General features: G+C 42.4%; 22 protein-coding genes. 13 read left to right on the forward strand and 9 right to left on the reverse strand.

All coding sequences use genetic code 11. From position 1 onward, the window contains the following. The first annotated feature begins 3 nt into the window (after positions 1 to 3). Complete coding sequence (purQ, locus tag ACQY73_RS13390) at positions 4 to 690, forward strand: phosphoribosylformylglycinamidine synthase subunit PurQ (protein ID WP_428666756.1); 687 nt, start codon at positions 4 to 6, stop codon at positions 688 to 690. A 66-nt stretch (positions 691 to 756) separates the two neighbouring features. Here the strand turns inward: purQ and ACQY73_RS13395 are convergent, their stop codons facing one another. From ACQY73_RS13395 to ACQY73_RS13415, 5 genes are all read right to left on the reverse strand, one after another. Next, entirely contained in the window at positions 757 to 3,087 is a 2,331-nt protein-coding gene (locus tag ACQY73_RS13395) for a BamA/TamA family outer membrane protein (protein ID WP_428666759.1), read from the reverse strand. Beyond that, the gene (locus ACQY73_RS13400; RefSeq protein WP_428666762.1) at positions 3,088 to 7,857 is read right to left on the reverse strand and encodes a translocation/assembly module TamB domain-containing protein; all 4,770 of its coding nucleotides are present in this window, start codon (positions 7,855 to 7,857) and stop codon (positions 3,088 to 3,090) included. 119 nt (positions 7,858 to 7,976) lie between these two features. Further along, positions 7,977 to 8,714: a hypothetical protein gene (locus ACQY73_RS13405; RefSeq protein WP_428666765.1), complete on the reverse strand. Its 738-nt coding sequence runs from the start codon at positions 8,712 to 8,714 to the stop codon at positions 7,977 to 7,979. 181 nt (positions 8,715 to 8,895) lie between these two features. Then, entirely contained in the window at positions 8,896 to 9,879 is a 984-nt protein-coding gene (locus tag ACQY73_RS13410) for a pyruvate dehydrogenase complex E1 component subunit beta (RefSeq protein WP_428666768.1), read from the reverse strand. Between the two features lie 174 nt (positions 9,880 to 10,053). Next, positions 10,054 to 11,445 carry a cytochrome P450 gene (locus ACQY73_RS13415; protein WP_428666771.1) on the reverse strand — a complete coding sequence of 464 codons (1,392 nt, stop codon included), beginning with the start codon at positions 11,443 to 11,445 and terminating at the stop codon, positions 10,054 to 10,056. Between the two features lie 219 nt (positions 11,446 to 11,664). Between ACQY73_RS13415 and ACQY73_RS13420 the strand changes: the two genes are divergently transcribed. From ACQY73_RS13420 to ACQY73_RS13450, 7 genes are all read left to right on the forward strand, one after another. Further along, positions 11,665 to 12,558, forward strand: coding sequence for an OmpA family protein (locus ACQY73_RS13420; RefSeq protein ID WP_428666774.1), 894 nt, complete (start codon positions 11,665 to 11,667; stop codon positions 12,556 to 12,558). A 278-nt stretch (positions 12,559 to 12,836) separates the two neighbouring features. After that, a complete protein-coding gene (locus tag ACQY73_RS13425; RefSeq protein ID WP_428666776.1) occupies positions 12,837 to 13,460 on the forward strand; it encodes a dihydrofolate reductase family protein in 624 nt (207 codons plus the stop codon). 190 nt (positions 13,461 to 13,650) lie between these two features. Continuing rightward, positions 13,651 to 14,484: a helix-turn-helix domain-containing protein gene (locus tag ACQY73_RS13430; RefSeq protein ID WP_428666779.1), complete on the forward strand. Its 834-nt coding sequence runs from the start codon at positions 13,651 to 13,653 to the stop codon at positions 14,482 to 14,484. Between the two features lie 103 nt (positions 14,485 to 14,587). After that, on the forward strand, positions 14,588 to 15,514 hold the full coding sequence (locus ACQY73_RS13435; protein ID WP_428666782.1) for an SDR family NAD(P)-dependent oxidoreductase: 927 nt from the start codon (positions 14,588 to 14,590) through the stop codon (positions 15,512 to 15,514). A gap of 299 nt (positions 15,515 to 15,813) precedes the next feature. Next, positions 15,814 to 16,194 (forward strand): hypothetical protein, encoded by a 381-nt coding sequence (locus tag ACQY73_RS13440; RefSeq protein ID WP_428666785.1) that lies wholly within the window; start codon positions 15,814 to 15,816, stop codon positions 16,192 to 16,194. A 170-nt stretch (positions 16,195 to 16,364) separates the two neighbouring features. Next, positions 16,365 to 16,847 carry an SMI1/KNR4 family protein gene (locus ACQY73_RS13445; RefSeq protein ID WP_428666788.1) on the forward strand — a complete coding sequence of 161 codons (483 nt, stop codon included), beginning with the start codon at positions 16,365 to 16,367 and terminating at the stop codon, positions 16,845 to 16,847. A 319-nt stretch (positions 16,848 to 17,166) separates the two neighbouring features. Beyond that, positions 17,167 to 18,819, forward strand: a complete 1,653-nt coding sequence (locus ACQY73_RS13450; RefSeq protein WP_428666791.1) for a S41 family peptidase — start codon at positions 17,167 to 17,169, stop codon at positions 18,817 to 18,819. A gap of 176 nt (positions 18,820 to 18,995) precedes the next feature. Here the strand turns inward: ACQY73_RS13450 and ACQY73_RS13455 are convergent, their stop codons facing one another. The 3 genes from ACQY73_RS13455 to ACQY73_RS13465 form a co-directional block, all read right to left on the reverse strand. After that, complete coding sequence (locus ACQY73_RS13455) at positions 18,996 to 19,769, reverse strand: glucose 1-dehydrogenase (RefSeq protein WP_428666793.1); 774 nt, start codon at positions 19,767 to 19,769, stop codon at positions 18,996 to 18,998. Positions 19,770 to 19,840: 71 nt separating this feature from the next. Next, the gene (locus ACQY73_RS13460) at positions 19,841 to 20,302 is read right to left on the reverse strand and encodes a hypothetical protein (protein WP_428666796.1); all 462 of its coding nucleotides are present in this window, start codon (positions 20,300 to 20,302) and stop codon (positions 19,841 to 19,843) included. A gap of 7 nt (positions 20,303 to 20,309) precedes the next feature. Further along, a complete protein-coding gene (locus tag ACQY73_RS13465; RefSeq protein ID WP_428666799.1) occupies positions 20,310 to 21,497 on the reverse strand; it encodes a M20 metallopeptidase family protein in 1,188 nt (395 codons plus the stop codon). 123 nt (positions 21,498 to 21,620) lie between these two features. Between ACQY73_RS13465 and nadD the strand changes: the two genes are divergently transcribed. From nadD to rnc, 4 genes are all read left to right on the forward strand, one after another. Continuing rightward, positions 21,621 to 22,193: a nicotinate (nicotinamide) nucleotide adenylyltransferase gene (gene nadD, locus ACQY73_RS13470; protein ID WP_428666802.1), complete on the forward strand. Its 573-nt coding sequence runs from the start codon at positions 21,621 to 21,623 to the stop codon at positions 22,191 to 22,193. 57 nt (positions 22,194 to 22,250) lie between these two features. Then, the gene (locus ACQY73_RS13475) at positions 22,251 to 22,487 is read left to right on the forward strand and encodes an acyl carrier protein (protein WP_013926487.1); all 237 of its coding nucleotides are present in this window, start codon (positions 22,251 to 22,253) and stop codon (positions 22,485 to 22,487) included. Positions 22,488 to 22,517: 30 nt separating this feature from the next. Then, on the forward strand, positions 22,518 to 23,765 hold the full coding sequence (gene fabF, locus ACQY73_RS13480; protein WP_428666805.1) for a beta-ketoacyl-ACP synthase II: 1,248 nt from the start codon (positions 22,518 to 22,520) through the stop codon (positions 23,763 to 23,765). A gap of 63 nt (positions 23,766 to 23,828) precedes the next feature. Then, positions 23,829 to 24,527 (forward strand): ribonuclease III, encoded by a 699-nt coding sequence (gene rnc / locus ACQY73_RS13485; protein WP_166560872.1) that lies wholly within the window; start codon positions 23,829 to 23,831, stop codon positions 24,525 to 24,527. On the opposite strand, the gene ACQY73_RS13490 is transcribed toward rnc, so the two are convergent. Further along, positions 24,528 to 24,881 carry a helix-turn-helix domain-containing protein gene (locus tag ACQY73_RS13490; protein WP_428666808.1) on the reverse strand — a complete coding sequence of 118 codons (354 nt, stop codon included), beginning with the start codon at positions 24,879 to 24,881 and terminating at the stop codon, positions 24,528 to 24,530. A 199-nt stretch (positions 24,882 to 25,080) separates the two neighbouring features. Here ACQY73_RS13490 and ACQY73_RS13495 point away from each other — a divergent pair, with 199 nt between their 5' ends. Then, the gene (locus ACQY73_RS13495; protein ID WP_428666811.1) at positions 25,081 to 26,448 is read left to right on the forward strand and encodes a hypothetical protein; all 1,368 of its coding nucleotides are present in this window, start codon (positions 25,081 to 25,083) and stop codon (positions 26,446 to 26,448) included. The last annotated feature ends 2 nt before the right edge of the window (positions 26,449 to 26,450 follow it).

The following is a 26,450-nucleotide window of genomic DNA, read 5'->3' on the forward strand; positions in this document are numbered from 1 at the left end:
CATATGAAATTCGGCGTAGTAGTTTTTCCCGGTTCCAATTGCGACGATGATACTGTCTATACATTACGGGTCAATTTAGGCCAAGAAGTGGTAAAACTCTGGCACAAAGACCACGACCTTCAGGGGTGTGATTTTGTGATTCTTCCCGGAGGTTTTTCTTACGGTGATTATCTGCGCACCGGCGCCATTGCCCGTTTCTCTCCTATCATGAATGAGGTTATTGCCCACGCACAACGCGGCGGGTACGTCATGGGAATTTGCAATGGATTCCAGATATTGGCCGAAGCGGGGTTGGTTCCCGGAGTATTATTGCGCAATAGTTCACAACGCTACATTTGCCGCAATATTTACCTGAACCCTCAAAGCAAATCAACGATTTTAACGGGTGGTTTAGACCGCGAAGCGTATAAAATACCCATCGCTCACGGCGATGGCCGCTATTTTGCTGATGAAGATACCCTCAAAAGCCTCAATGACAACGATCAGGTACTGTTCCGTTATTGCGACGAAAACGGCCTTATTACCGAAGCCGCCAACCCTAATGGCAGTTTAGAGAATATTGCAGGCGTAACCAATGCCGGTAAAAATGTATTCGGCATGATGCCTCACCCTGAGCGCGCCTCCGATCCGGCTTTAGGCAATGCCGACGGGCGTTTTATTCTGGATCAGCTTTTGGCCGTAACGGTGTAATTCATACTTACATATAAACAAAAAACGTGAATGGGAATCCCATTCACGTTTTTTGTTTATATGTAATCAGAAAGAATACCCAACGGCAATATTCAGCACTAAATTCTCTTTTCGCCAGGCTTTGCTGCCGAAATCAAATTTATTAAATACCCATCGTTCATTGTCAGGCAACCAAGGCTTTCGAAAAGGAGTGGCCAAATCAAATCGGACCAACACAAAAGGCGTAACGATCCGTATTCCTAAACCGCCACCAATGGCCAATTGTTTGTAGAATTGATTGGTAAAAACGGCGTTATCTTCGGGTGTGTAATAGGATTCGTCATAATTACGGTACATCCAGATGTTGCCTGCATCCACAAACGCAGCGGTTTCGATGTATTTATTGATCCTTAACCGTAATTCGGTATTTGCCTCAAGGCGTATGTCTCCAAAAGTCAAATTAAAAAAGATACTTGTGGTATCCGGCCTCGCCGACCCGGGTCCTAAGCTACGTGCCCGAAACGCCCGAATACCGTTGGTTCCGCCCGCAAAGTATTGTTTAATTTGTGGTAATGACAACGAGTTACCGTAGGGAATCCCAATACCGGCCAGTACACGGTTGGCCCACCGGAGTTTCGGATTAATATCGCGGTAATAGCGAATTTCTGCATCAAATCGTGCATATTGTTCGTAAGGAATACCAAACGCCAACCCCACTTCTTTCCGGCCTTTGGAAATAAGGCCTGCCACATTTCCGGCAATGTCAAAACCGCCCGTAATCACAAAGCTGTTTTTGCTTAACGGCTTTGGCGTAGGCGTATACGTGATGTTGTACTGCGCCCCTAAAATCAGGCGATTCTCCAGAATGGTCAGGTAGCGGAATAGATCCTGTGGTTTAGAACTTGTAAATATACTGTCAATCAACGCCTCGCTTATATTACTCGGTTTGATCACATTGAGAGCGATGGGCAAAAAGGTGTGCTCAATTTCTACATTTTTGCGCCAGCTATAGCCCCAATTCAGTTTGAACGAAGTTTGTGTATACAACCCCTGCTGGGTCAACCGTTCAAAACCCGTCAAAAATGTCGTTTTGGGGAGTGCCTGATTTTTTTCGGGCCGAATTTTATAAAAAGGTATCACAAAGCGAGGAAACGTTAATTCTGCTTCCGCACTTGTACGATAATAATCCCTGATGTATTTGTTGCGCCTGCCGCCCAATTGTACGTCTATCCCCACATTTCCGCTGATTCTCAGTTGCTCTGCCCCCTTAAAAATGTTGCGATTGAGCCATGTTACACCCACTTGGCTACCCGTTAAGTTATTGGATTTTGTTACCGCACTGATTTCTGCCCGCATGGTTTTCTTTTTCAGAGGTGTCAGATAGTAATACACATCCAACATCGCGGAATCTGAACGCGGCACAAGGTCGAATCGATTCTTAACAAATTTAAAATTCTTGAGGTTGATCAGCCGCGACAATGACACATCATGCAATTCACTGCTGTAGGTTGTTCCTCTTCTGAACCCAATGGAATTATAAAAAATTCGGGGTTTGTACGCATTTTCCTGATCAACGATCCGCAAGCCGCCGCGCCGAAGTACTGCCCCCGAAAGCGTATCCTTAGACAACATTCCATTATCGGTCACTACGAAGATATTCTGAATAAAGTAGGTTTTTAAAGCCAATTGTGTGGTATTGGGCTTTAGTTGCATCGACAGATTGACCTGATGGCTATTGAGGTTGGTATCTGCTTTGATAATCAGATAGTCAGGGCGGAAATAGTAGAAACCTTGTTTTTTCAGTTCCTGGTCAATGCGCGCCCGTTCCGTTTCTATCACAATCAGCCGGTAGGGATCACCTTCTTTCAGTAAACTGTTTTTTTGTGTAAGGTCAAAATTTTTAAAGAAAGCACCGGTGTCCTGCTTCAGGAATTCTATTTTTTGGATAGTATAGCGTTTCCGCAATGTAACGTTATAAATGGCTTTTACTTTCCGATTCTTTTCTTTCAATTCACCCGTTGCCGACGAACGAAAATAGCCTTCATTATTGAGGTAATTGCCAATTACAAGGCTGTTGGTGGTAGCAACGCGTTTGCTGGCAAAAACGGGAGGCTCGCCGAAGCGTTTTCGGAACCAGCCCCGAAAGCTCTTTTCTTTTTTAGGTTCCCCCAACACATAATACATCCATACTTTCAGCGGAAAGCCAAACAAGAGTTTGTTGGGCTTAGGACGCAGGAGCGGCTCCAATTCACTCTTCACGGTTTTTGCCGTTTTGGCCGATACATTAGAGTCAGGAAGCATTTTTACCTCAGCCCCCACATAAAGGCTTTCATTGGCCGGCAAGTATTTCGTTACCGAACAACCCGTCAAACCAAAGGACAAGAGAAGAACAATAATGCGGATAAATCTAACAATCATCTATTTAAATATTTCTTTCAACTTGTCATAATCCATTACTACGGCAAAGCTGACGCCGGTTTCTACAATAAATCCTTCCAAAACAGCTTGGTATTGATTTTTGCGATACGCACGAACGGCATATCGGCCGTCACGGGTCAGGTTATAGTTTACATTGACGTTGTCAATAAGTTCGGTAGAACGAGCGGCTCTCCCTTTTTCGATCTCAAAATTTCGGCCTACGTTCACGGTCAAACGATCGTCCATGAAAGCTTTGCTCAATCCTACATTCAGGTCGGTTTGCGCGGCTGTTCCCTGGTTAGTTGTTAAGGAAGTAGAATTAAGGTTAAAGTCGAGTTTAACACCTTTGATCAAATCAGAAGCCAGCATATTGAGTTGATCTGTCAGCAATTTGCTCACACTTTCACGAGCAATCAGTTCCGGATTAACGCTCGAGAAGAAGTCAGAAGATTGTTGTCCCGAAAACTTATTAAGTACCAGCAACGAAAATACCTGCTTGTTCATTTCGGCAGGGCTTTTTTTGAGTTCATCAAATATCCTGTCGTTGTTTATTTTTTCAATATCTCCTGAGGTCAACTTTGTTTGATCGGGGCGAACATCAAAGGTAATTTGTGGTTTTTCCAGACTTCCCTGCATTTTAAGCAATACCTGAAGCGGTACTTTGCGGTATTTATATTCGGTAGAATTAGGCACTAACGGGGTCAACTCGGCCGCTACAGGATATACCGCCGTAATGTCTACATCTGCTTTCATTGGATCGCCGGTCCAAATCAGGCGGCTTCCTTTCTCAATCGTAAAGCCTCTTTTTAACACCTCAAACGTGAGGTCGTATGAACCTTGGGTTAATTCATACAATCCCAAAATGAATACATCACCGCTTGGCGAAATCCCTGCGTTCAATTGAGCATTGCCTCTGACTTTCAGATTGTCGCCGTTGAGTTCGTCAACAATGATGGTCATTTGCGAGCGGTCATCTATTTCAAGATTCAAAGATATTTCGGAAGCATAGTTAACAGAGTTTGAGGCGGCTGTATCTGCTTCGGCAACGGTCGGTTTGTTGGGATTGATAAATTCTACGATTCCGTCAGTAGCGTCTTCACTCAAATCGCTGTCAGGCAATAAGATCGTAATATCGCTTCCTTCTTTCAATTTGACCGAACCGTCAATGACCGGTTTAGCACCTGTGCCCGCTACGTGCAAATTGGCGTCTACAATGCCTTTTCCGTAAAACAATTCATTCTCCTTGCGCGTCGCGTTCAGCACCGTAAAGTCTTTTCCTGCAATGGTCAGATCGTACGAAACATCCGGAATTTTAGCAATATTGACCTTTCCATCTATTTGCAACGGACGATTGGAGGTATCGCTTACGATGAATTTTTGCAGTACAATTTCCGAGCCTTTGAACTGTAAACTGCTGCTGTTGATACGGTACGTAGCACCCAATTGTGTTACGTTAAAAGACACGCTGTCAAACGCCATCCGGCCATCAATTTGGGGTTTGTCAAGAGCTCCTTTAACAGTTGCCTGTCCCGTCAACGATCCGCGTGTACGGCGCAATTGTCCGGCACTGAAGGCTTCTACCGTTTGCATGCCCATGCGCTTGATATCCAATTTCAGATCCAGCGGTGTTTTGCTTTTGAGGTAATAATTTCCGCTCAATCGCACGTCGTTTTGAGGGCTTTTGAGTGTAGCCTCCGCTACAATATTTTCGGCTGATTGGTTGGCAGCCTTTACATTCAGATCACCAATAAGAATGTTGGTAAAGGTAAAATTCCGAATGGCGAAATCTCCCGTAAACGCCGGCGTTTGTGTCATGTAATTCTGCAATACCACATTGCCGCCCAACACACCCGCCACCATCATGGAATCGGCCACGATGCCTACCAACGGACGCAGATTGATGCTGTCCATTTCAACCCGAATCGGGCCGTTGGGGGTTTCGGTCAGGCTATTTACAAAAAGTCGTTGTTTATTTTGTTGAATGCTGAAATGTTTAGCTAATAAGCCTTCTTTTCCATACTGAATATAGCCGGTCGAATCAGCCCGCCAGGGTTTATAGTCCAGCAACAGCCCTCTTTGACGCAATTGTACGCGGTAATTATTGTTCACCGTAGCCAACATTCCTTCCAATCCATGACGGTCCTTATCCACCGAATCTTTCAGAACCAGGTTAAATCCTACGATATTATTGGCGATTTCTCCGTTCAGGTACGTCCGTTCGACTTTAGTAGTTCCTGATGTAACTTTGTCGACATGTGCGTTGTAATTTGCCTTGTTGTTGGCACCTGCCACCTTAAAACTTGCCTGCTGTACCAAGATACTGTCATACTCTACCAACGGTGCCTGTAGTTGTATCCGTAATGTTGTGTCTTGTTGGCTGTTTAACTGCATCGAAAACCGAACCGTATCCATCTTCGTCAATTCAGGCACAAAGGCTTTCAACACCGCATGATTAGCTACTTTTCCCTCCAGCGCAAACCGATAAGGTTCTGTTACGGGCTTGTACTGAATATCAGGCAAGGCAAAATAACGATTGATCTCGGTGAGTATTACATCGGCTAACTGTTCATACCGAAATACGCCCGTTGCCCGCGCTTTCAGGAAGGGTGCATCAATGACCGCCAATCGTTCGCCATTTTCATTTTCGAGGTTGACGGATATGTTTTGCAAGGGAATTACTTTACCATCCTGTACCAAAACGCCATCCTGAATCAACAATGTGCCACGCGGATCGGCAGGATTAGTAGAAGGAAAAGCCGCCGTTATTTTGCCGCGTATCTCTACATCTTCAGAATACAGATTGAGGGGTTTCAGTTTTAATTCATCAATATCTACCTCCGACGAAATAACGGGATATTCAGGCCGTAAATCTGCCTGAATATTCAAACGCAGGGTAGCGTTGGGATCAGCAATGGCAGCAATAAAATCGGCCTGCTGTTGACGATACGTCCCGGAAAGATTCAGATCTTTGTAGGTATACCCTTTTACATCAGCACTTTGTACGGTCCCCTTCAATTCTGTCCGCAACGTTTTGGGGTCAATTCCGTGTCCGTCAACCGTTGCCGTTAAAGAAAGTTTGCCAAGCTGTTCGGGTGGCTGTTTGAGCAATTTTCCCGCGTTAAAGTCTTTTAAAACCAGCGTTCCTTTGTAGCTCTGATTTTTAGCTTTTACAAAATTCTTTACGTTTCCGGCAAAGGTTGCATCGCCCAAATCAGATGCCAGGCGAGTATCCAGCGTAAGGTTATCAAGACTTCCTTTGAAGCTTCCTGTCACTACCAACTTTGCAGGAATGTCGATAGAAGTCGGCAAAGCATCTTTAGGCATGATACGCGCAATGTCGGCCCGCGTCGTGACCAATTCACTGACTTTTACGTCCACTGCCATTTTTTGCGGATCGGGCAAACCCGCGATTTTTCCTTCCATGCGCAAACGCGTTCCTTCCAATGTCCGCACATCAACGGCCTTCAACGTTAAGTTATTGACCTTACCCGTCACGATTCCATTCACTTTCACGATGGCCGTCGGATTTTGGTCAAAAGGAGGCGTTTTTCGAAGCGTGGGCATCCACGTAAGCACATCCTTAAAGCTTAATTGGCTGTTTTGCAGATTAACATCTACGTTCACATTGCCAATATTCTTGGACAATTCATCCAATGAACTGTAACGCAAAATCGCTTTATTACGAAGGATAGTTTCGTTGGTTTGTACAAACAGATTTTCGAGTGAAGTTTGCGTATTGGAGTACACAAAATTGGTTTGTACCTGCCGCAATACAAATCCTCTTTTTTCCACCATACTGGCGGATTTCAGCTTTCCGGCCGTGCGTTCGGGCGTAAACGTAAAATCCTCCAATTGGGTATTGAAACGACTTACGTCAACCGCCAAATCGTCAGTTTTAAAGACTAAACTTGTATTCTGAACTCCGAGTTTTTTTATTGATACCGCGAGTTTATTTAGATAAACAAAATTGCTTTCCAAATCTATCTGCCCGATTTTACCGCCGGTTTTCAGCTTTTGGGTTTCGTCTTCGTAGGATATATCGTAGTTTTTTATCTGGATCTTTCCCAATCTAAAATCCAACGAATCGGAAGGATTGGTTGCCACTTCCGAACTGTCCGCTCCCGTTTTTGACGGGCGAAGCGGCGCGTACATCCGAACCGAGCCTTTACCGGTATTCAGCACAGTACTTGTCAAATGATAGCGATTGTAAGAAGGATTAAATGCCGAAAACGTCACGTTCGATTCACTGATCCAAAGATTAGCGTCGGTGCCAATGAGCGCATCGCGGTAAACCAGTTTTACATTTTTGAGTTTGATGGCATCCAACCGCATTTCCATAGGTTTAGAAAGGGTATCAGACTGAGTATCAGTACCGGCAAATGTCTGAGTAATAAAGGCAAAATTGAAGGTTGTATCGGGCAGCGTCCGGTGTACATGGAGGTATACATCCTCTAATTCAATGTTGTTGATCCCTACTTTGCTTTGTAGAAGTCCCCATACATCCATGTCCACAAACAGCCTTTTTCCCATCAATAAGGTATCACGGTGCTTATCTTCCAAATAGACGTTTTGTAATTCTATCCAATCAGGCAATTGAAAGCGCACATGCGCCACCTCCACGCGGGTCTGGAGTTTTTGGCGCAGATAGGACACCACACGCCGCGTGAGCCAATCCTGTCCCGACCCCGTTTGTAACCAAACGATGGCAGTACCCAAAACCAATAATAATCCGATGAAGACCAAAAGAACTATTTTGCCTACTTTTCTCAAACCGGTACGGAGATGTTACCACGCAGGTGGTATGGTGGGTAATGACGTCTTAATTTGTTGATATATCAATGCCACGACATTGCGTCGTGGCATCATTTTCAAGCCATCTCCTGCTGCATTTATCGTGCAAATGTATTGTCGGGGATGGCTTGATTAAAGTCTATGGTGGTGGTTACTTTCACGGGTTTTTTATCAATGCTGCTTACAAACGTTGATTCCGAAGGATACGAAATTCCGTACGCTGATTTTGCATATTGTGTATGGTCGCGCGTCTGGACTTCTTTGGTTGCTAACGTTAACTTTTCCCGAACCAATAAACCGGACTCAGCGTCAAAATACAAATTATACTTTACTCCTTTTCCTTCCATTTCCACTTGATTGGCAGGTTTTCCGTTTATCTGCTCGGTGCCCACTACGGTAGCGATGTAGCCTTTTTGAGTGTAATCATCAAAAGGTGCCACAAGATCTACAAGCTCGCGGCGCATGGTTTCGCGTTCTTTTTCGCTCATATCACTCGTTTGAAACTGCGTTACTTTATCGCGGCTCCCGATGGGAATTTTGATCCAGCCATCAGTGCCTTTGATACCGTAAATAAAATCACGTTTCATGATAGTACGCGTTTTTGACATTGCCTGTTGCGGCAGTGAGCTTTGTACTGTTAAATCGTAATCATTGGCTGTTCCGGCCCGGTATGCCTGCTTGATGGTATACGTCTGTACGCCATCCCAAAGTGCTTTGCCGCCCGTTGCCTGATAATATTTATCAAAAATGGCATCAACCGTCACGGCGGCCGTCTGCGCGTAGAGTCCTGCTTGCGCAACTACTGCTATCAGAAAAATTTTTATGTATCGGTTCATAGTGCAAAAAATTGATTTTTGGATGAATAACTCCAAAAATAGCGGTTTTATGATAAGAGTTTTACTAAAAAAATCATGCCAAACAAAAAAAGCTCCTCGAAAGGAGCTTAAAAAATTGAAAGTTAAAAGAGAGGAGAAAAAATATTAACCTCCCATTCCACCTTTTAACTCTTATAAGAGCTTAGTTACGGTACATAACAGCCTTCACCGCATCAATGGTACGCTTGATGCTCGGTAATGCAGCTTCTACCAATGTAGGTGCATAAGGCAAGGATACGTCCATGTTGTTGACACGAATAACAGGCGCATCCAAATAATCAAATGCTTTGCGTTGAATCATATAGGTCAACTCTGTGGCAATGGATGACAATGGCCATGCTTCTTCCACCACGACACAACGGTTGGTTTTCTTCACCGAGTTGATCACTGTATCATAATCAATTGGACGAACAGTACGAAGGTCAACAAGTTCGGCATTGATGCCCATTTTCGCCAATTCTTCGATGGCAGGATTCACCACCCGCGAAATCATCTTACCAAACGACACGATGGTTACGTCAGAACCTTCTTTTTTCACTTCCGCTTTTCCCAACGGAATAATGTATTCTTCTTCAGGCAGTTCACCTTTATCACCGTACATCAACTCCGATTCCATGAAAATAACGGGGTCATTGTCACGAATAGAGGCTTTTAGCAATCCTTTGGCGTCGTACGGATTCGCAGGAACCACTACTTTTAGACCGGGAGTGTTAGCGTACCAGTTTTCAAAGTTTTGAGAATGTTGTGCACCCAACTGACCTGCGTTGCCGGTAGGGCCTCGAAAGACGATCGGGCAACTGTATTGTCCCGCCGACATAGAAAGAATCTTCGCCGCCGAGTTGATCACTTGGTCAATGGCAACCAACGAAAAGTTGAATGTCATAAATTCAATGACGGGGCGCAGGCCGTTCATTCCGGCACCTACACCGATTCCGGCAAAACCCAATTCGGCAATGGGCGTATCAATGACGCGCTCAGGCCCGAATTCATCAAGCATTCCTTGACTTACTTTGTAAGCTCCGTTGTATTCGGCGACTTCTTCACCCATCAAAAACACGCTCGCATCGCGGCGCATTTCCTCAGACAGGGCCTCACGCAAGGCTTCACGGAAAAGTATTTGTCTCATTGTATATGTATATAAAATTCAGATTTGGGTTAAAAACGGGCGTAAAAATAGGAATTTTTTGTAAAACCGGCTCATAAACCTTTATACCATTCCGGGAAAATCATTTAAGTGGTCTAATCGGCTTTTTCTGCCCCTTTTTTGGGGCTTATCTTTTACTTTATGCTTTTGACCTATTCAACGATCTACAGTCTTTATTTTCATTTTCAATGCTTTTTTAGGGCGTAAAGTCACCAACGGGTCAGGTTTGGTTTCGTTTTTCTCAACGAGCAAAAAATCCATCTTTCTAATCAGCAATGCCAGTACGATCTGCATTTCCATCAACGCAAAATTATTCCCTACGCACATTCTCGGCCCTCCGCCAAAAGGGATATAAGCATAGGTAGGTCGATTTTTGGTGTTTTCGGGTAAGAAGTGGTCCGGATAAAATTCATTAGGTCTCTGCCAATACGCCGGATTTCGGTGAAGCAGATAGATCGGAAGAATCAAATAAGTGTTGGCCTCAATGGGATGACCACTCAATTGGTCTTCTCCCAGTGCTTTACGGCCCATGATCCACGCGGGTGGGTACAAACGCATCACTTCCTGCACCACCTGAAGCGTGTACCGAAGCTCACGCACATTTTCAAAGGTTGGCATTCCGTCTTCTCCCAGTACAGTGTTAATTTCTTCGCGAAGTTTTTGTGCCACATCAGTGTTCTTTGAAAGCAAATAAAGTGCCCACGAAAGCGCATTTGCGGTTGTTTCGTGCCCGGCCATAAAAATAGTCGTCACTTCGTCCCTCAATTGTTGGTTATTCATGGTTTCGCCCGTTTCTTCGTCTTTGGCATGAATGAGCATGTCTAACAGATCATCATAACGAACATTTTCATCCTGTTTCAATTCTTCACGTCGTCCTTCAATAATGCTGTAAATGACCGCTTCCACTTTTTCCACGGCTCGCTTAAACCGCTGATTTCGGGGCGTTGGGATGTGCAACGGAAATCGAATAAAACTTTTGAGCGTATTGTCGGCAAAGTGCATGATCTCATTGAGGGATTCTGAAATGCCCCCCAGCCGATGCTTCACATCGGTGCTAAACAACGCCTTTGTTACAATTCGCAAGGTTAGATTAAGCATCTCTTCCGACATGTCCAACGCCTCATTTTTCGTATGCTGCTCCCAACGCTTCAACAGATTCATAACCTCTTCATTCATCATTTCCACCATCAGCGCAAGGCGTTGTTTGTAGAAAGCAGGTTGGGCCAGTTTACGCTGTCGCCGCCAAAAATCTCCTTCGCTTGTCAGCAGTCCATTGCCCAAAAATATCGCTAACACTTTGTATGCTTCGCTTTTATGGTAATTGCGATTGTTTTCCTGCAACACGTGCTTGGTATCTTCCGGTGTTAAGACCAGAAAAAAGTCACGGTTGACCAAATTTAGTTTCACTAAACCTGCCTCCCCGAACTCTTTTTGCATTTTTTCAAGAAAGCTCAACGGGTTACGGACAAAATCCAGCGTATTTCCAAAAAAGGGATTTTTTTTGGCTTTTGGGATAGTACTTAGGGCAGATTTGGAGTAATTCATCATATTATCAAATGCATTTTACAGCAAAGTATATTTTATATCCTTCTGATATATCATCATACTTGCCTATCTTTGCAGCGCTTTTTTAGGACTTTTACCTAATACTCAAACGTTATTCTTAAAGTAAAAAACCCTGAAAAACGCTTATATACTTAAATAAAGGCAATTTAATTGCTAATTTCTAACCTTAATTTAAACTGTTCACCTCAAACCTCATAATCAATGAGAAAGATTATTTTGTTTTCACTGTCCGTAGTATTGTTTGCATCCTGTAACAAAAAACAATTAGCTCAACTAACAAAAGACAAAGCTGAACTTCAGGCTCTTCTGGACAAAAATAAAGCAGATTGTGATGCTGTCAGCGCAAAATTGAAAAACGACCTTAGTGATTTGACCAATCAGCTCAAAATGAAAGATGGCGACATCACCAACGAGCGGGCCAAATTGAAAGCGATGGAAGATGAATTGGCGTACCTGAAACGTACAAACACCAATTTGTTGGATCGCCTTTCTGATTTATCTATCGTAAGCAAAGACGGTGCAGAAAGCATCAAAAAATCATTGGATGCACTTAACCGTCAAAGTTCATACATTCAGGATCTGAATTCAAACCTGCGTCGTAAAGATTCACTTAACTTGGCGCTTGTGATGAACTTAAAACGTTCTTTGGACAATGTAAGCGACGAAGACGTAAACGTCGAAGTGAAAAAAGGAGTTGTATATATCTCTCTTTCCGACAAGATGTTGTTTAAATACGGCAGCTACGACATCACAACTCAAGCTGAAAATGTATTGAGCAAAATCGCTAAAGTTGTAAACGACCGCAAAGATTTTGACATCTTGGTGGAAGGTCATACCGACAGCGTACCGTACAGCAGCGCTTCTGTATTGGAAGACAACTGGGATTTGAGTGCAAAACGCGCCACCTCAGTAGTACGTACTCTTCAAAAGAAATACGGCGTAGCTCCTGAGCGTATGACTGCCGGTGGTCGTGGCGAATACTTGCCTAAAGTAGCCAACGACAGCAGCCAAAACCGCAGCAAGAACCGTCGTACCGAAATCGTTATTTTGCCGAAATTGGATCAGTTCTTCCAATTGTTTGAAGCAGGTAAATAAGGATTCTTACCAATCGATTTTCAAAACGAGCGATGTCTTTCGGGGCATCGCTCGTTTTTTTTAACTCATGTGCATTGGCTGTTTGTGCTTTTTCAAAACCGGCATATAGCGGAAGCACCCGTAACCGAAATCATAGGGGATAGTTTTATCATGTTGGACAAACCCGAAGAACTACACTCATAGCGGATATAAACGAAATTAATTACATTTATACAGATGTTGGCGGTCATTGTAAGGTGACAGTGCAAACCGAAAAAATTAAATTTGACTAACAATAAATGATGAGCAAAATAATCTTTGACAGCGGAATATCACTTGACGGTTTTTTCGCGGGCGACAACAGAAGTCCTAAAAATCCTATGGGCGGAGTTTCCGGACAAATTCATTCGTGGATGTTTAATCAAAAAGCTTTTTGGGAATACCTTGGGTTTGAAGGAGGAAAAGAAGATAGTGCAGACGGAAAATACATTCGAGAAACAATTGCAAGAACGGGAGCATTTATTATGGGGAAACGAATGTTTGAGGAAGGCGAAGCGAGTTGGCCAAATGACCTATACAAAGCAGACGTATTTGTATTAACACACGAAATACGAGAACCTTGGATTCAAGAAGGCACGACAACTTTTCACTTCGTAAATGATGGAATAGAAAGTGCCTTAAACAAGGCAAGACAATCAGCAAAAGGAAAGGATATAAGAATACAAGGCGGTGCAAACACAATTCAACAGTTTCTAAATGCAGGACTTGTGGACGAATTTTTTATTCACATTGCACCTGTTTTTTTAGGCAGTGGGATCCGACTTTTTGACGGCATTGACAAAGACAAGTATGACTTACAAATTATAGACGTTATTCCATCTGACTTGACAACACATTTGAAGTATAAATTGACTAGAAAATAAAAACAACGAACCGCTAACAGCGATTTGGCGTAATGGCGGGTGCAGTGCTTCGTATGACAGTTTTGTGGTAGGTTCAAGTGCAGTGCTTCGATTGAACTTTTGTGCTAAAAATCCGCCACTACGCCAAGCTGCAAAACGTTAGCGGTCATTGTAGGACACCCCACAACTATTAAGACAGGAACAATAAGAAATGATACTCGACCGAAAACATTTTGACATCAATAATAAATGTGCAATTGAAAAATTAATAATCAAGCCACCAATAAGACTTGATGCAGTTTTTCAGGACGAAGCCTGTTTTACTTACCTTAAGGAAGGAGAGCTATCTCTCACTTCCCCAACTGACAACTTATCTATTCAAACAGAGGAAAGTGTTTTATTAAGATGTGGTAACTACTTCACAAACGCAATTCAAAAACATCCTGCTAAGACTTGTGAAGTTTATGCTGTCCATCTATATCCAGACATTTTAAAAGAATTATACAAAAATGAATTTCCGAATTTCATAAAAAGCGATGCTCACAAACCCTATATCAAGAAAATAGAAAAAAAAAGTGTTATAACCCATTTCATCCAAAGCCTTGATTTCTATTTTGAGAATCCAAACTTGGTTACAGACGATTTGCTTAAATTAAAAATCAAAGAACTCATCCTATTACTTCTTCAAACAGACAATGCAGAAAATATAATTACTTTATTCTCACATTTATTTAATCCAAGACAAGCAAGTTTGTTTGAGGTAGTGGAAGCACATTTATACTCACCCATTTCTATAGTCGAGTTAGCCCGTTTGACAGGGCGTAGCCTTTCAACATTTAAGAGAGAATTTGAAACACAATTTAGTGATACACCAGCCAATTTCATTAAAGAAAAGAAATTGGAAAAGGCTCTTGAGCTAATACAATCAACTAAATTATCTGTATCTGAAATTTGTTACGAAGTCGGCTTTCAGGACACTTCACATTTCACAAAGACCTTCAAACAAAAGTATAATCAACCTCCTTCCGTATATCGTAAGAAGTAGTTGAGCTGAATTTACCAGTTTTTGAACTTTACTGACAAGTTTGAATTTATTTTAAGTTTCATTTTTGTATCGTGATTTTTCACTAATAAAAACGATAAAAAAAATGAACGAAAGCGTATTAATAACAGGAGCAAATACTGGACTTGGGAAAGAAACAGCCCGACAGTTAGCCTTGAAAGAAGAAACAAAAAAGGTAATCCTTTTCTGCAGAAATCAAGTGAAAGCCGAGGATGCAAAAAAAGACCTGGAAGAGCAAACGGGGAAAAGGATTTTTGAAATTATTATTGGAGATGTTTCGGATGCAAATTCTGTAAGAAAAGCAGTAGAAAAAATAAAAGAACCTGTTGATGCCGTGATTTTAAATGCAGGTGGAATGGTTGGGAAAACGGCTGCTAAAGCTACGCCCTCCGGTATGAATGAATTGGCGGCTACCAATATTTTGGGTCATGTAATTTTAGTGGAAGAATTAATAAAATATGATAAGTTAAAAAAAGTAGTATTATCAGTAAGTGCTGAAGCTGTGCCAGGCGTAAAGATGCTCGGAATGAAACCGGTTGCCATGAAGACTTCTTCCGTAGATGAGTTTGCTGCTGTTCTTGATGGAACCTATTTTGGTCATAAATTTGATGCAACGCAAGCATACGGATACGTTAAATATGTAACAGCCATGTGGACGCTTTCAATGGCAAGAAAATATCCTGACATCAAATTTATTGTAATGAGCCCCGGGAACACGGGCGGAACTAATGCACCTGATAATTTGCCCCCGGCAATGAAATTTATGTTGAAGAATTTTATGATGCCTGTTGTATTCCCATTGATGGGAGGAATGGTGCATGAGTTGGAAGTAGGTGCAAAACGTTTTGTAGATGGCATTTCCGATGACCGATATGAAAGTGGCGTTTTTTATGCAAGTAAGGAGGGTAAGTTATCAGGGGACGTGGTTGACCAAAGTACTTTTTACACTGATTTGAAAAATATTACTTTCCAAGATAACGCTGATAAAGCAATACATCGTTTTATAAAATAAATATTACTAAATACAAGAAAACAACGAACCGCTAACATGGGGTTTGGCAACATTGGGGCAAACGGAAGTACAATCAACCTTCGTACTTCCGTTTTGCTTTTGTTCCAGCTCAACGTTTTTCAATTTAGCTTTTAGTTGTTATCTTCAACTTCAGTATTTCAATTGGGCTTCGGTTCCAAGCTGACGGAATTCTAATTCCCCAACAACGCCAAGCCCTATTTATTCGTTGGCAAACATTTTGAGACAACCTTTTGAGCTATCAAACATCTTATATAAATAGTAAACTTAAAATAAAAACGATGAAGAAAATAACTATTCTATTTATTACAATAGTCACACTATTCAGCTGCTCAAAAGATAATGTGAACAATAAAGTTAAAATTCGATTATCAAATGTTAGCCAATATAATTTTAAAAATATTGTTGTAAACACTACAACTGGAAATGTAAACTTTGAGGATTTAGAGGCTGGGCAAAAATCTAAATATAAAGATTTTGACAAAGCTTATAGATATGCTTTTGTTGAATTAAAAATTGATGGAAAAACATACACCTTACAGCCAATAGATTATGTAGGAGAAACACTTCTTAAAAAAGGAAATTACACTTATCAAATTGATGTAAATGGAACTATTAATGACCGATATAGTAATTTAAGCTTGACATTGATTGAGGATTAAAAAACGATTTGCCAACACACAATTATAAAACAGCCGGGATTCAGTGGTTTGCAAAAGTCTCGTTCTCGCATCAGCGTTTTCCTCGGTAGATACCGTCGCGCTCCGAAAACCCAGCCGTTTCATATTGCCACACGTTATGCAACATTATAGACCAACAGTACAGAAATACCATGGCAGTTAATAAGAATGAATTCTGGAGAGACAATTACTATAATAATCCAACTTTGACCGACAAAATGGTCTCAGCTGCTGAAAATATACTGCAAGTGAAACTTCCGACACTTTTCATCGAATTACTCAAAATTCAAAACGGTGGTTACACAAAGGGATTTGCTTTTCCAATGGCTGTAAAGACAACTTGGTCAGACAATCATGTTCCATTATCTGAGTTGTTCGGAATAGTGACAGACAAATCAATTGAAACAGCACATAATATTCTTGACACACAATACATGATCGAGGAGTGGGGTCTTCCTGAAAAGCAAGTTTTACTAACCGGTGATGGACATTGGTGGATAACACTCGATTACCGACAAGGTGAAATTCCATCAGTAAGGTGGATTGACATAGAGTGTGGCGAAGACATTCATGTTGCGAACAATTTTGAAGATTTTATTAATAGCCTGGTTTTTGAAGACACTTATGCTGACTAAGAATTTTGACAGCAATAAGACAAATAAAAGACAAGAAGCCCGAACCGCTAACATGGGTTTGGAAAAATGGGGCAGAAGTGCTAAACTGAACATTAGTAATTCTATTTGGCATTTATGCATATTCCAAGCTGACGTTTTTCAAATGCCCCACTTCGCCAAGCCCCAAACCGTTCTCCTACCAAAAAAAAGAGCGATGCGCCAAATAACATCGCTCCTTTTTTTGGTAGAAATGCATAAATTCGTCGTTGTTTTTCGTTACTTTACGACATAGGTTTTTGTTACTGCACTCCACAAACTTTTCATCCGATTCATCGCACCCATGAAACACCTTCGCAAAATTACCTTAGCCGCCGTTTGTATGATTGGCATAGGCTTCTTTGCCTTCCGTCCCGACGAGCGTTTTTTTGAGATCGCCCGTAATCTGGACATTTACGCTACCTTGTTCAAAGAGCTGAATCGCTATTATGTGGATGAGATCAACCCCAATCGGCTAACCAAAATGAGCATTGAATCCATGCTCAAAAACCTTGACCCTTACACCAACTTTTACGCCGAAGACGAAATTGAAGATTATCGTACCATGACTACCGGTCAGTATACCGGCATTGGTGCCATTATTACGAATAACAAAGGCAAAAATATTGTATACTCCATCATAGAAGGTTCACCTGCCGAAAAAGCGGGCGTTCATATTGGCGATGAGATCGTAAAGATCGACGGTGTTGATTTAACAACTCGCAAAGATGCTAATCCCGACAAATTGATGAAAGGACAGGCTAATTCGACCGTAAAACTGGCCGTACGTCGCGTAGGCAGCCCTTCACTGGTTGAAATGAACGTAACGCGGGAATTTGTAAAAACAGGTAATGTGCCTTATTACGGCATGCTGTCGGACGAAGTTGGTTATATAGACCTCAAAGATTTTAACCAAACGGCCGCCCGCGAAGTCAAAACAGCATTGGTGGAATTAAAAGGCAAAGGAATGAAAAAGTTGGTACTGGACGTGCGCGAAAATCCGGGTGGACTGCTTGATCAAGCAGTATTGATCTGCAATTTATTCATTCCCAAAGATGCTGAAGTGGTTTCGAACCGTGGCAAAGTAACGGAATGGAATAAAACCTACACCGCACCAATGGCACCTGTTGATACTGAAATTCCGTTGGTGGTGTTGGTCAATGGTCGCAGTGCTTCCGCTTCCGAAATCGTATCGGGCGTGATTCAGGATTATGATCGCGGTGTATTGATCGGACAACGTACCTACGGCAAAGGATTGGTACAAACCACACGTGATCTGTCGTACAATACCAAATTGAAAGTAACCGTCGCCAAATATTACATTCCAAGTGGCCGTTGCATTCAGGCGATTGATTACAGCCACCGCAATGCCGATGGCAGCGTAGGAAAAATTCCTGATTCGCTAAAAGTAGCGTTCAAAACTCGCAATGGCCGGGTGGTATACGATGGCGGTGGCGTTGAGCCGGATGTGCCTACGGACGTTGTGAGCCGTACTTCCATCATAAACAGTCTTGGCAGCAAAGGTCTTTTCTTTGACTATGCGCTCAAATATCGCGCCGAACACCCAACCATCAAACCTGCCAAAGAATTTGAATTGAGCGATGCAGAATATCAGAGCTTTGTCACTTGGCTGAAAGATAAAGAGTACGATTATACCACTCAGGTAGAAAGAGATCTTGGAGAATTGGAAGCATCGGCCAAGAAAGAAAAATATTTTGATGCTATTCAGGAGCAGTTCAAAGCCCTGAAAACCAAATTGACGCACAGCAAAGACACGGATTTGGTTTCCTTCAAAAAGGACATTAAGCAAATGTTGGAACGCGAGATCGTGTCGCATGTATACCTTCAAAAAGGCGAGCGTGAGTTTGTGTTCCGTACTGATCCCGAAGTGAAATCGGCGTTGGATCTGTTTAAAGATATGCCACGCTATGAGAAGATTTTGAAAGGTACGAAGTAAGGGTTAATTATAAACTGAAAAATAATAAACCGAAAAATGTAAAAGTAAGTGTTAGTCAATGCTTTTACTTAAAAAAAGGCAGCTATCGTTTTGAGCGATGCTGCCTTTTTCATTGAATCTGAGTGAATCTTTATCCAATCCGGTCAATACAGATATAAAAACCAAAAACTTTAAAACTATTCAGGAGTTACGTACGCGGCCGTAATACCGCCATCGACCAAAAAGTCAGTTCCTGTTACGTAGGATGATTCGTCTGACGCCAGAAAAAGAGCGGCGTAGGCCATTTCTTTTGCTTCGCCAAATCGCCCCATTGGAATGTGTACAAGACGACGTTGCTTCTTTTCTTCAGTGCTTAAAAACTTCATCAATAATTCCGTACGAAGCGGGCCGGGGCACAAAGCATTGACACGAATATTTTCACGGGCATGAATCACCGCTAATTCACGACTCATGGACAAAACGGCTCCTTTACTGGCTGTATAGGCGATTTGTGGAGTAGCGGCTCCTAGCAATGCCACAAACGACGCGGTATTGATAATGCTTCCGCCACCGGCACGTTTTAAGGCAGGAATGGCGTATTTACAGCCAAAAAATACGCCTTTTACGTTGATGTTCATGGTGAGATCCCATACGGATTCTTCGGTCGTAACGGCGTTATCATCGTCGCTGTGCATGATGCCTGCGTTGTTGAAAACGATATTTAATTGCCCAAAAGTTTGCTCGGCAACTGCCACCATGTTTTCGCAATCGGCGGCTTTTGAAACATCCGCTCGAACATAGACTGCTTTGCCGCCTTGGTCTAAAACTAATTGAGCGGTTTCCTGTCCGGCGGTATCATTTACATCGGCTACCACTACGGCAGCCCCTTCGCGGGCAAATAAAAGTGCTGTTTCGCGACCGATGCCGCCGCTTCCGCCCGTGATAAGGGCAACTTTATTGTGTAGACGCATACGTAAGTTAAATTAACGTGGTGTTTAGTGAATGAGAACTATTTTGTATTTTAGTGTTAATGCGCAATTGGTCAAAGGCGCATTTCTTTGGGTATCATTCCCATAAAAGCTTTATAGACCCGAACCGCGCTTTCCGGTGCAGGATGTTTGGTATCTCCCCAAACCACTTTGTGTTCTTTTTTGCCTTTTTTATAAATGATAAAATAGGATGTTCGGCCGGGATGCTGAAAATGGATTGTATCAAACTTTACATCCTGTAATGACTTAAAAGCCATCTCAATATTTTTTGCGCTTTGTTCCCCCAAGACTTCAAATTCTTTCGAAGTATTCATGCGTCGAAAAATACCGCCATCATCCAGTAAACGATATTCTTTCTCCAAACCTCCAATGGCCTGCCCTACGATCATTTGACGACCTTCAAACGCAAACGGCTGCGTTGAAACCGCAAACGGCGTGGGCTGTTTGACAGGTTGATCTTGGGCGTATAGTTTTCCAAGGCAAATAAAAAGCAGGAAAACAATTCGTTTTTTCATGGTTGCTCTAACTTATTTTCAATTCTTCCAGTGCCAACCACGCCATCAAACCGGGGCCGATTTCAAGCGCAGCTTCGTCGACGTCAAATGTCGGCGTATGTACTCCGGATATAATTCCGCGCGCTTCGTTGCGCGTTCCGAGGCGATAAAAACAGGCATCGGTCACTTGTGAATAAAACGCGAAGTCCTCTCCTGCCAGCCATAGATCCAAGTCAATGACATTTTCAGCACCCATATAATCTATTGCGGCGGCTTTAGTACGGCGCGTCAATTCGGGGTGATTTTTTAAGAACGGATACCCTTTTCTGACTTCTACTTCGCAACTTCCACCCATCGCCTCAGCTATTCCCTGCGCCATTTTTATGATGCGTTTCCAGCCTTCTTCACGCCATTCTTCGTCCATGCAGCGGAAGGTGCCTTCGATGTATACTTCATTGGGAATCACATTGGTAGCGCCGTTGGCAATGACTTTCCCAAACGATAATACCGACGGAGCCGCCGGCTTACGGTTACGACTGATGATCTGCTGCAAACCCACAATGATATGCGAAGCAATCAGAATGGGGTCAATGAGCGTGTCGGGCATAGCGCCGTGACCTCCTTTTCCTTTTACAGTCAAATATAATTCGTCGGTACTTGCCATGTACATTCCTTCCCGAAATCCGATTTTTCCGACGGGAATATTGGGCGCCACGTGTTGTCCCAAAATACTCGCCGGTGCCGGATTCAATAGCACTCCTTCTTTGATCATCAACGACGCCCCACCGGGAATTTTTTCTTCACCCGGCTGAAAAATAAGTTTTACCGAACCTTCAAATTCATTCCGTATTTCGTGTAAAATACGCGCCGTATTCAACAATGAAGACGTGTGCACATCATGCCCGCAGGCATGCATTACGCCGGGGTTTTGTGATTTATAAGGTACATCATTGGCTTCAATGATAGGCAAAGCATCCATATCAGCCCGTAACGCCACTACCTTACTTTCCGGATTTCGGCCTTCGATGAGGGCTACCACTCCTGTGTTGGCCACGCCCTCCTGAGGAGTTAATCCAATCTCTTTCAGTCGGGTTGCCACAAATTGAGCTGTGTTAAATTCCTGAAACGATAATTCAGGATGCGTATGTAAATGCCGCCGATTAGCCACCGCATCTGCTGCGTAGCCTTTGGACAAGGCTTTGATTTTTTCTAACATTGTCGTTTATTAAGTATTTTTGACGGAACAAAAATAGGAAATAGAACGTGCACGACGCAGTGATTGTTAATTTTCGCCCGTAAAAATCTATTGTTCCTGCTCTTCTTCCTTTTACACTAAAAAATGAAAATAGGACTATTCTTCGGCTCATTCAACCCTATTCATACAGGGCATCTTATTATTGCCAACACCATGGCAACGGCCACCGACCTTGAGCAAGTTTGGTTTATTGTTTCGCCCCAAAATCCGTTCAAAAAAAATAAAAGTTTACTGCATGAATTTGATCGGTATGACATGGTTGAAAAATCCATTGCCGACAATAGTAAATTAAAGGTCAATGATGTCGAATTTTCAATGCCCAAACCCAGCTATACCATTGATACTCTGACCAAACTACAGGAAAAATTTCCGCAGCATACCTTCAAATTGATTATTGGAGAAGATAATTTAGGCCAGTTCAAAAACTGGAAAAACTACGAAGCCATCCTAAATTATTACGGGCTGTATGTGTATCCAAGACCCCATGCTTCCGCACATGAATTTGCCGAACACCCCGCCGTCAAATTCATACCGTCTCCCCTTTTAGATATCTCGGCAACTTATATTCGGGATTGCCTCAAAAATAATCGCTCCATTCGCTATATGGTACCCGACGTTGTGGAAGAAATGATAAAAAGGAAGAAATTTTATATTTGACAATCTCCTCTGAAATACATTACTTTGCAGCGATTTTGAACCAAACTTCTCACAAAAATGTCAGAGATTGCAGAAAAAGTAAAGAAAATTATCGTTGATAAACTAGGGGTAGATGAGTCAGAAGTGACCGAAGAAGCCAGCTTCACCAACGACCTCGGTGCTGATTCACTTGATACCGTAGAATTGATCATGGAATTCGAAAAAGAATTCAATGTTTCAATTCCTGATGACCAGGCTGAGCACATCGGCACAGTAGGTCAGGCTATCAAATACCTCGAAGAAAACGTCAAGTAAGCATATTTTTGTAATTTAGAGATCCATTTTATGATTCTAAAACGAGTGGTGGTGACGGGCATGGGTGCTTTGACACCCATCGGGAACACGCTATCGGAATATAAAGAAGGGTTGTTCAGTGGCACCAGCGGAGCCGGTCCAATTACCCGATTTGATGCGACTAAGTTTAAGACCCGCTTCGCCTGCGAAGTCAAAGGGCTTGATATGGCGCAATTTATTCCGCGTCAGGAAGCGCGTAAAATGGATCTTTTTACACAATTTGCTGTAGTGGTAGGCGAAGAGGCCGTTAGAGACAGCGGACTCGACCTCGAGAAAGTAAATCTGGACCGTGCGGGCATCATTTGGGGTTCAGGCATTGGCGGTTTGAAAACATTTGAAGAAGAAGTTTTGTCGTTCGGAAACGGCGACGGCACTCCTCGTTTCAACCCCTTCTTTATCCCTAAAATGATTGCCGACAGCGCTTCCGGAATCCTTTCCATGCGCATGGGCTTTCGCGGTCCTACGTACGTAACGGTTTCGGCCTGTGCTTCTTCCAACAATGCAATGATCGATGCCTTCAATTACATTCGATTGGGCAAAATTGATTTCTGCTTAACAGGAGGTTCGGAAGCGGCCGTTACACAGGCGGGAGTAGGAGGATTTAACTCTCTGAAAGCGTTGTCTGAGCGCAATGATGATTACTCAACGGCATCTCGTCCTTACGATAAAGAACGGGATGGATTTGTACTTGGTGAAGGGGGAGCAGGATTGATATTGGAAGAATACGAACACGCTTTGGCACGCGGTGCCAAAATCTACGCCGAAGTGATCGGCGGTGGAATGTCTTCTGATGCCTATCACATTACGGCTCCTCATCCGGACGGAATCGGTGCTTATATGTGTATGAAAAATGCACTGGAAGACGCAGAAATTTCGCCCGAAGACATTGATTATATCAATACACACGGAACTTCAACACCGATTGGAGATCCACAGGAGATCAAAGCGATTGAACGATTGTTTGGTGAGCATGCTTACAAATTAAACATTAGTTCAACGAAGTCCATGATCGGACACTTATTGGGCGGTGCAGGAGCGGTAGAAGCGGTAGCCTCCATTCTGGCGATTCAACATCAACTGATTCCGCCAACGATTAATCACTTTACCGATGATCCGGACATCAATCCTCGGTTAAATCTGACATTCAACAAGCCTCAGTCGCGCACTGTCAATATTGCCTTAAGTAATACTTTTGGTTTTGGCGGGCACAACACCTGTGTCATTTTTCGTAAAATGTAAACCTCTTAGCTGCTTTTGGCTACGGTATTAAATCCCATCATTGATTTCTTTAAACCGGGGAATATGTCCCCTGAAAAGAAATTCAGAAAGGCCGTAGAACTTATCATCGGCGAAAAACCTTCAAATATGGAGGTTTATCAGCTTGCTTTTCGCCATACTTCAGCTTCTAAGGAAACGAACATCAAAGGTTTCAGAGAATCAAATGAGCGTCTGGAATTTCTGGGTGACTCCGTATTGGGCATGGTCATTGCCGAATACCTCTTCAAAAAATTCCCTTACAAAGACGAAGGTTTTCTTACCGAGATCCGTTCACGCATCGTAAACCGCGAAACCCTCAACGGCATAGCCCGTAAAATAGGCCTCGACCGTCTGATCGAATTTGACGGCAACCGCAAAGGTATGCCTCCCAATTCTTCAATGTACGGAGATGCGCTTGAAGCGCTTGTAGGAGCTGTTTATCTGGACAAAGGCTTTCGTTTTACGCGGAAGTTTATCACCAAAGAACTCCTCACCCACTACGACCTCGACGCGCTCATCAACAACAACGCCAACTTCAAAAGTCGCCTTATTGAATGGGCACAACGAGAAGGGAAGGAAGTTCGTTTTATGATCGTAGAAGAAAAAGGCAGTCGTCACTTCCGTGAATTCATTTCACAGGTAATTTTAAATGGTGATGTATTTGCGCAAGGCAGCGGATATTCCAAGAAAAAAGCGGAACAATCGGCGGCTGAAAAAGCGTGTGAGCAGTTGGAATTGAAATAATCAAAGTTTTTCAAGCTTGTTTTCCAATACACTTATCTTAGCTTTCAGCTCCTTTATTTGATTAGTAATATTTTCTTCTTCCTTCATTCTACTTTGATTAATAATCACGCCATTATTGCTATTGGTATTATTATGGATATTGAAGATGATTTTATCGTCGAATGATAAAATATCCTCAATTTCAACCCCCAGTACATTGGCGATTGCTTCCAGCTTTGAGAACTTTATATCCTGATCTCCGCGCTCTATTTTACTGTAATTTTGCTGTGACATACCTAAATCTTCTGCTATGTTTTCTTGCTTCAAGTTACGCAATAATCTAATAGCACGTATATTCTTCGATATTTTTTTCATGATTTATGGCTCATAAGTCTCTTCTTACTCCTTCTGACGCAGTTAATCAAAATTGTCACACATAGCCCGATACAATTTTACAGAGTAAAATACTACTCACAGCTTTAAAACACACCTTTTACTTGTGATAAATGAGGCCGTTGTAGCGTGAACTTTGAATCGTCAAAATATTCATTTTTCACCCTCAAAATTTATTACAATGATGAAACGTGCAAAGCTACTTCAAAGCTTTTTTGCAGTATTGTTTTTGATAATCTTCTTTGGATGCCGGGACCGGGTTGATGTTCCTCTTGAAACCACTACTTATTTTTCCAATAAAGTATCATTGGAAGCTGCAAAAAAATGGGTTGTTACAATGACTCCTCAACTTCATGCCCAAGAGCGTATTCTCTGGGAGCTGGCCGAAGAAACTGATTTTGGCGGAGTGCCTTTGTTGACAGTACCACTATTACCAACAAATAATAATGAGCAAGTATTGATGAAAAAAGATGGGCGCTTTACCAAGTCGCCGGTGAGTACCCAACGTATCTTATTTTACACTGATGCAAAGGGAAATCCCAAGGCATCTATTATTAAAACTGAGAGCAGCCAAAACAATAATTTCAAGTTTTATACGGGAAATTTACACTTTTTTGATCCTATCTCTAATACCCTTCAATCTGTTTGGCAATTACAAAACGGTAATATTATAGGGAACATATCTTTTGAAAGCACGCCTAAAAACGCCCGTTCTACCGGTTGCACATGGGAACTATATGAAGTTGTATGTGGAGATCAATGTACAGGCCAATTAGGAGGTGCCGATAACGGTGATTATTTACCTGAAATAGGGCAAGGTTGTTGCTGGAAGTTCAGAGGTTGTGGGAGTGGCCCATCTACGCCAAGTAATCCAAGCCCGTATACACCCATTTTCAATCCTAATAATCCAATTGGATCAGTAGGGTTAGGAACCGGAGGGCTAAATGGAGGAATGGACGGGATACATGGAACAAGTATCTTAGGTTCAACCACAATTCTTAATAGCGAAACAGGACAACCAACATTTGACGTATTTGAAATGAAAGTAGTTGGCGAAGAAAGTTTTAACGAAGAAAATGATTTTCGACTTTACAGAAACCCATGTGATGGATATCGATATTTAATTGACAAAGCAAGAAATTCCAATGGCGAAAGAGAGGTAGGAGGAATGTTAACGAATGCCGGGCTTATTGTAGAACCAAATTCTTGGGGTACTGTAGGCAGTTTTTTCCATAGATTTCAGGTATTTCAGGACGCTAATAGCACAGTAAAAAAACTAGGATATCGTTGCCGAATTAAAGGCCAAATAGAAATAATATATATAAATACCTTTTTCCATTCACATCCACGCGGCGGGGATCTCTCTCCAAAAGATATGGAATCCGCCAATAAATATCCTGACTATAAACGCTATGTTGTTTTTAATAACAATAGATCAATATCATTTAGGGAGTATAAGATTACTAACCCTTTTCTTGATCAACTTTCTCCGGAATTTTTAAATTCTCAATCTGAATCAGAGTTTCTTTCAAACAGAGGCTGTCAGTAATT

Source organism: Runella sp. (assembly GCF_965279615.1).
GTDB lineage: Bacteria > Bacteroidota > Bacteroidia > Cytophagales > Spirosomataceae > Runella.

Excerpts from the sequence above, each read along its gene's own strand:
- nadD (WP_428666802.1), top strand. The coding sequence starts at position 21,621 with ATGAAAATAGGACTATTCTTCGGCTCATTCAACCCTATTCATACAGGG.
- ACQY73_RS13450 (WP_428666791.1), top strand. The coding sequence starts at position 17,167 with ATGAAACACCTTCGCAAAATTACCTTAGCCGCCGTTTGTATGATTGGC.
- ACQY73_RS13405 (WP_428666765.1), bottom strand. The coding sequence starts at position 8,714 with ATGAACCGATACATAAAAATTTTTCTGATAGCAGTAGTTGCGCAAGCA.
- ACQY73_RS13465 (WP_428666799.1), bottom strand. The coding sequence starts at position 21,497 with ATGTTAGAAAAAATCAAAGCCTTGTCCAAAGGCTACGCAGCAGATGCG.
- ACQY73_RS13475 (WP_013926487.1), top strand. The coding sequence starts at position 22,251 with ATGTCAGAGATTGCAGAAAAAGTAAAGAAAATTATCGTTGATAAACTA.
- purQ (WP_428666756.1), top strand. The coding sequence starts at position 4 with ATGAAATTCGGCGTAGTAGTTTTTCCCGGTTCCAATTGCGACGATGAT.
- ACQY73_RS13460 (WP_428666796.1), bottom strand. The coding sequence starts at position 20,302 with ATGAAAAAACGAATTGTTTTCCTGCTTTTTATTTGCCTTGGAAAACTA.
- ACQY73_RS13430 (WP_428666779.1), top strand. The coding sequence starts at position 13,651 with ATGATACTCGACCGAAAACATTTTGACATCAATAATAAATGTGCAATT.
- ACQY73_RS13440 (WP_428666785.1), top strand. The coding sequence starts at position 15,814 with ATGAAGAAAATAACTATTCTATTTATTACAATAGTCACACTATTCAGC.
- ACQY73_RS13410 (WP_428666768.1), bottom strand. The coding sequence starts at position 9,879 with ATGAGACAAATACTTTTCCGTGAAGCCTTGCGTGAGGCCCTGTCTGAG.
- rnc (WP_166560872.1), top strand. The coding sequence starts at position 23,829 with ATGTCCCCTGAAAAGAAATTCAGAAAGGCCGTAGAACTTATCATCGGC.
- ACQY73_RS13420 (WP_428666774.1), top strand. The coding sequence starts at position 11,665 with ATGAGAAAGATTATTTTGTTTTCACTGTCCGTAGTATTGTTTGCATCC.
- ACQY73_RS13495 (WP_428666811.1), top strand. The coding sequence starts at position 25,081 with ATGATGAAACGTGCAAAGCTACTTCAAAGCTTTTTTGCAGTATTGTTT.
- ACQY73_RS13395 (WP_428666759.1), bottom strand. The coding sequence starts at position 3,087 with ATGATTGTTAGATTTATCCGCATTATTGTTCTTCTCTTGTCCTTTGGT.
- ACQY73_RS13415 (WP_428666771.1), bottom strand. The coding sequence starts at position 11,445 with ATGATGAATTACTCCAAATCTGCCCTAAGTACTATCCCAAAAGCCAAA.
- ACQY73_RS13445 (WP_428666788.1), top strand. The coding sequence starts at position 16,365 with ATGGCAGTTAATAAGAATGAATTCTGGAGAGACAATTACTATAATAAT.
- ACQY73_RS13435 (WP_428666782.1), top strand. The coding sequence starts at position 14,588 with ATGAACGAAAGCGTATTAATAACAGGAGCAAATACTGGACTTGGGAAA.
- ACQY73_RS13490 (WP_428666808.1), bottom strand. The coding sequence starts at position 24,881 with ATGAAAAAAATATCGAAGAATATACGTGCTATTAGATTATTGCGTAAC.
- ACQY73_RS13455 (WP_428666793.1), bottom strand. The coding sequence starts at position 19,769 with ATGCGTCTACACAATAAAGTTGCCCTTATCACGGGCGGAAGCGGCGGC.
- ACQY73_RS13425 (WP_428666776.1), top strand. The coding sequence starts at position 12,837 with ATGATGAGCAAAATAATCTTTGACAGCGGAATATCACTTGACGGTTTT.
- fabF (WP_428666805.1), top strand. The coding sequence starts at position 22,518 with ATGATTCTAAAACGAGTGGTGGTGACGGGCATGGGTGCTTTGACACCC.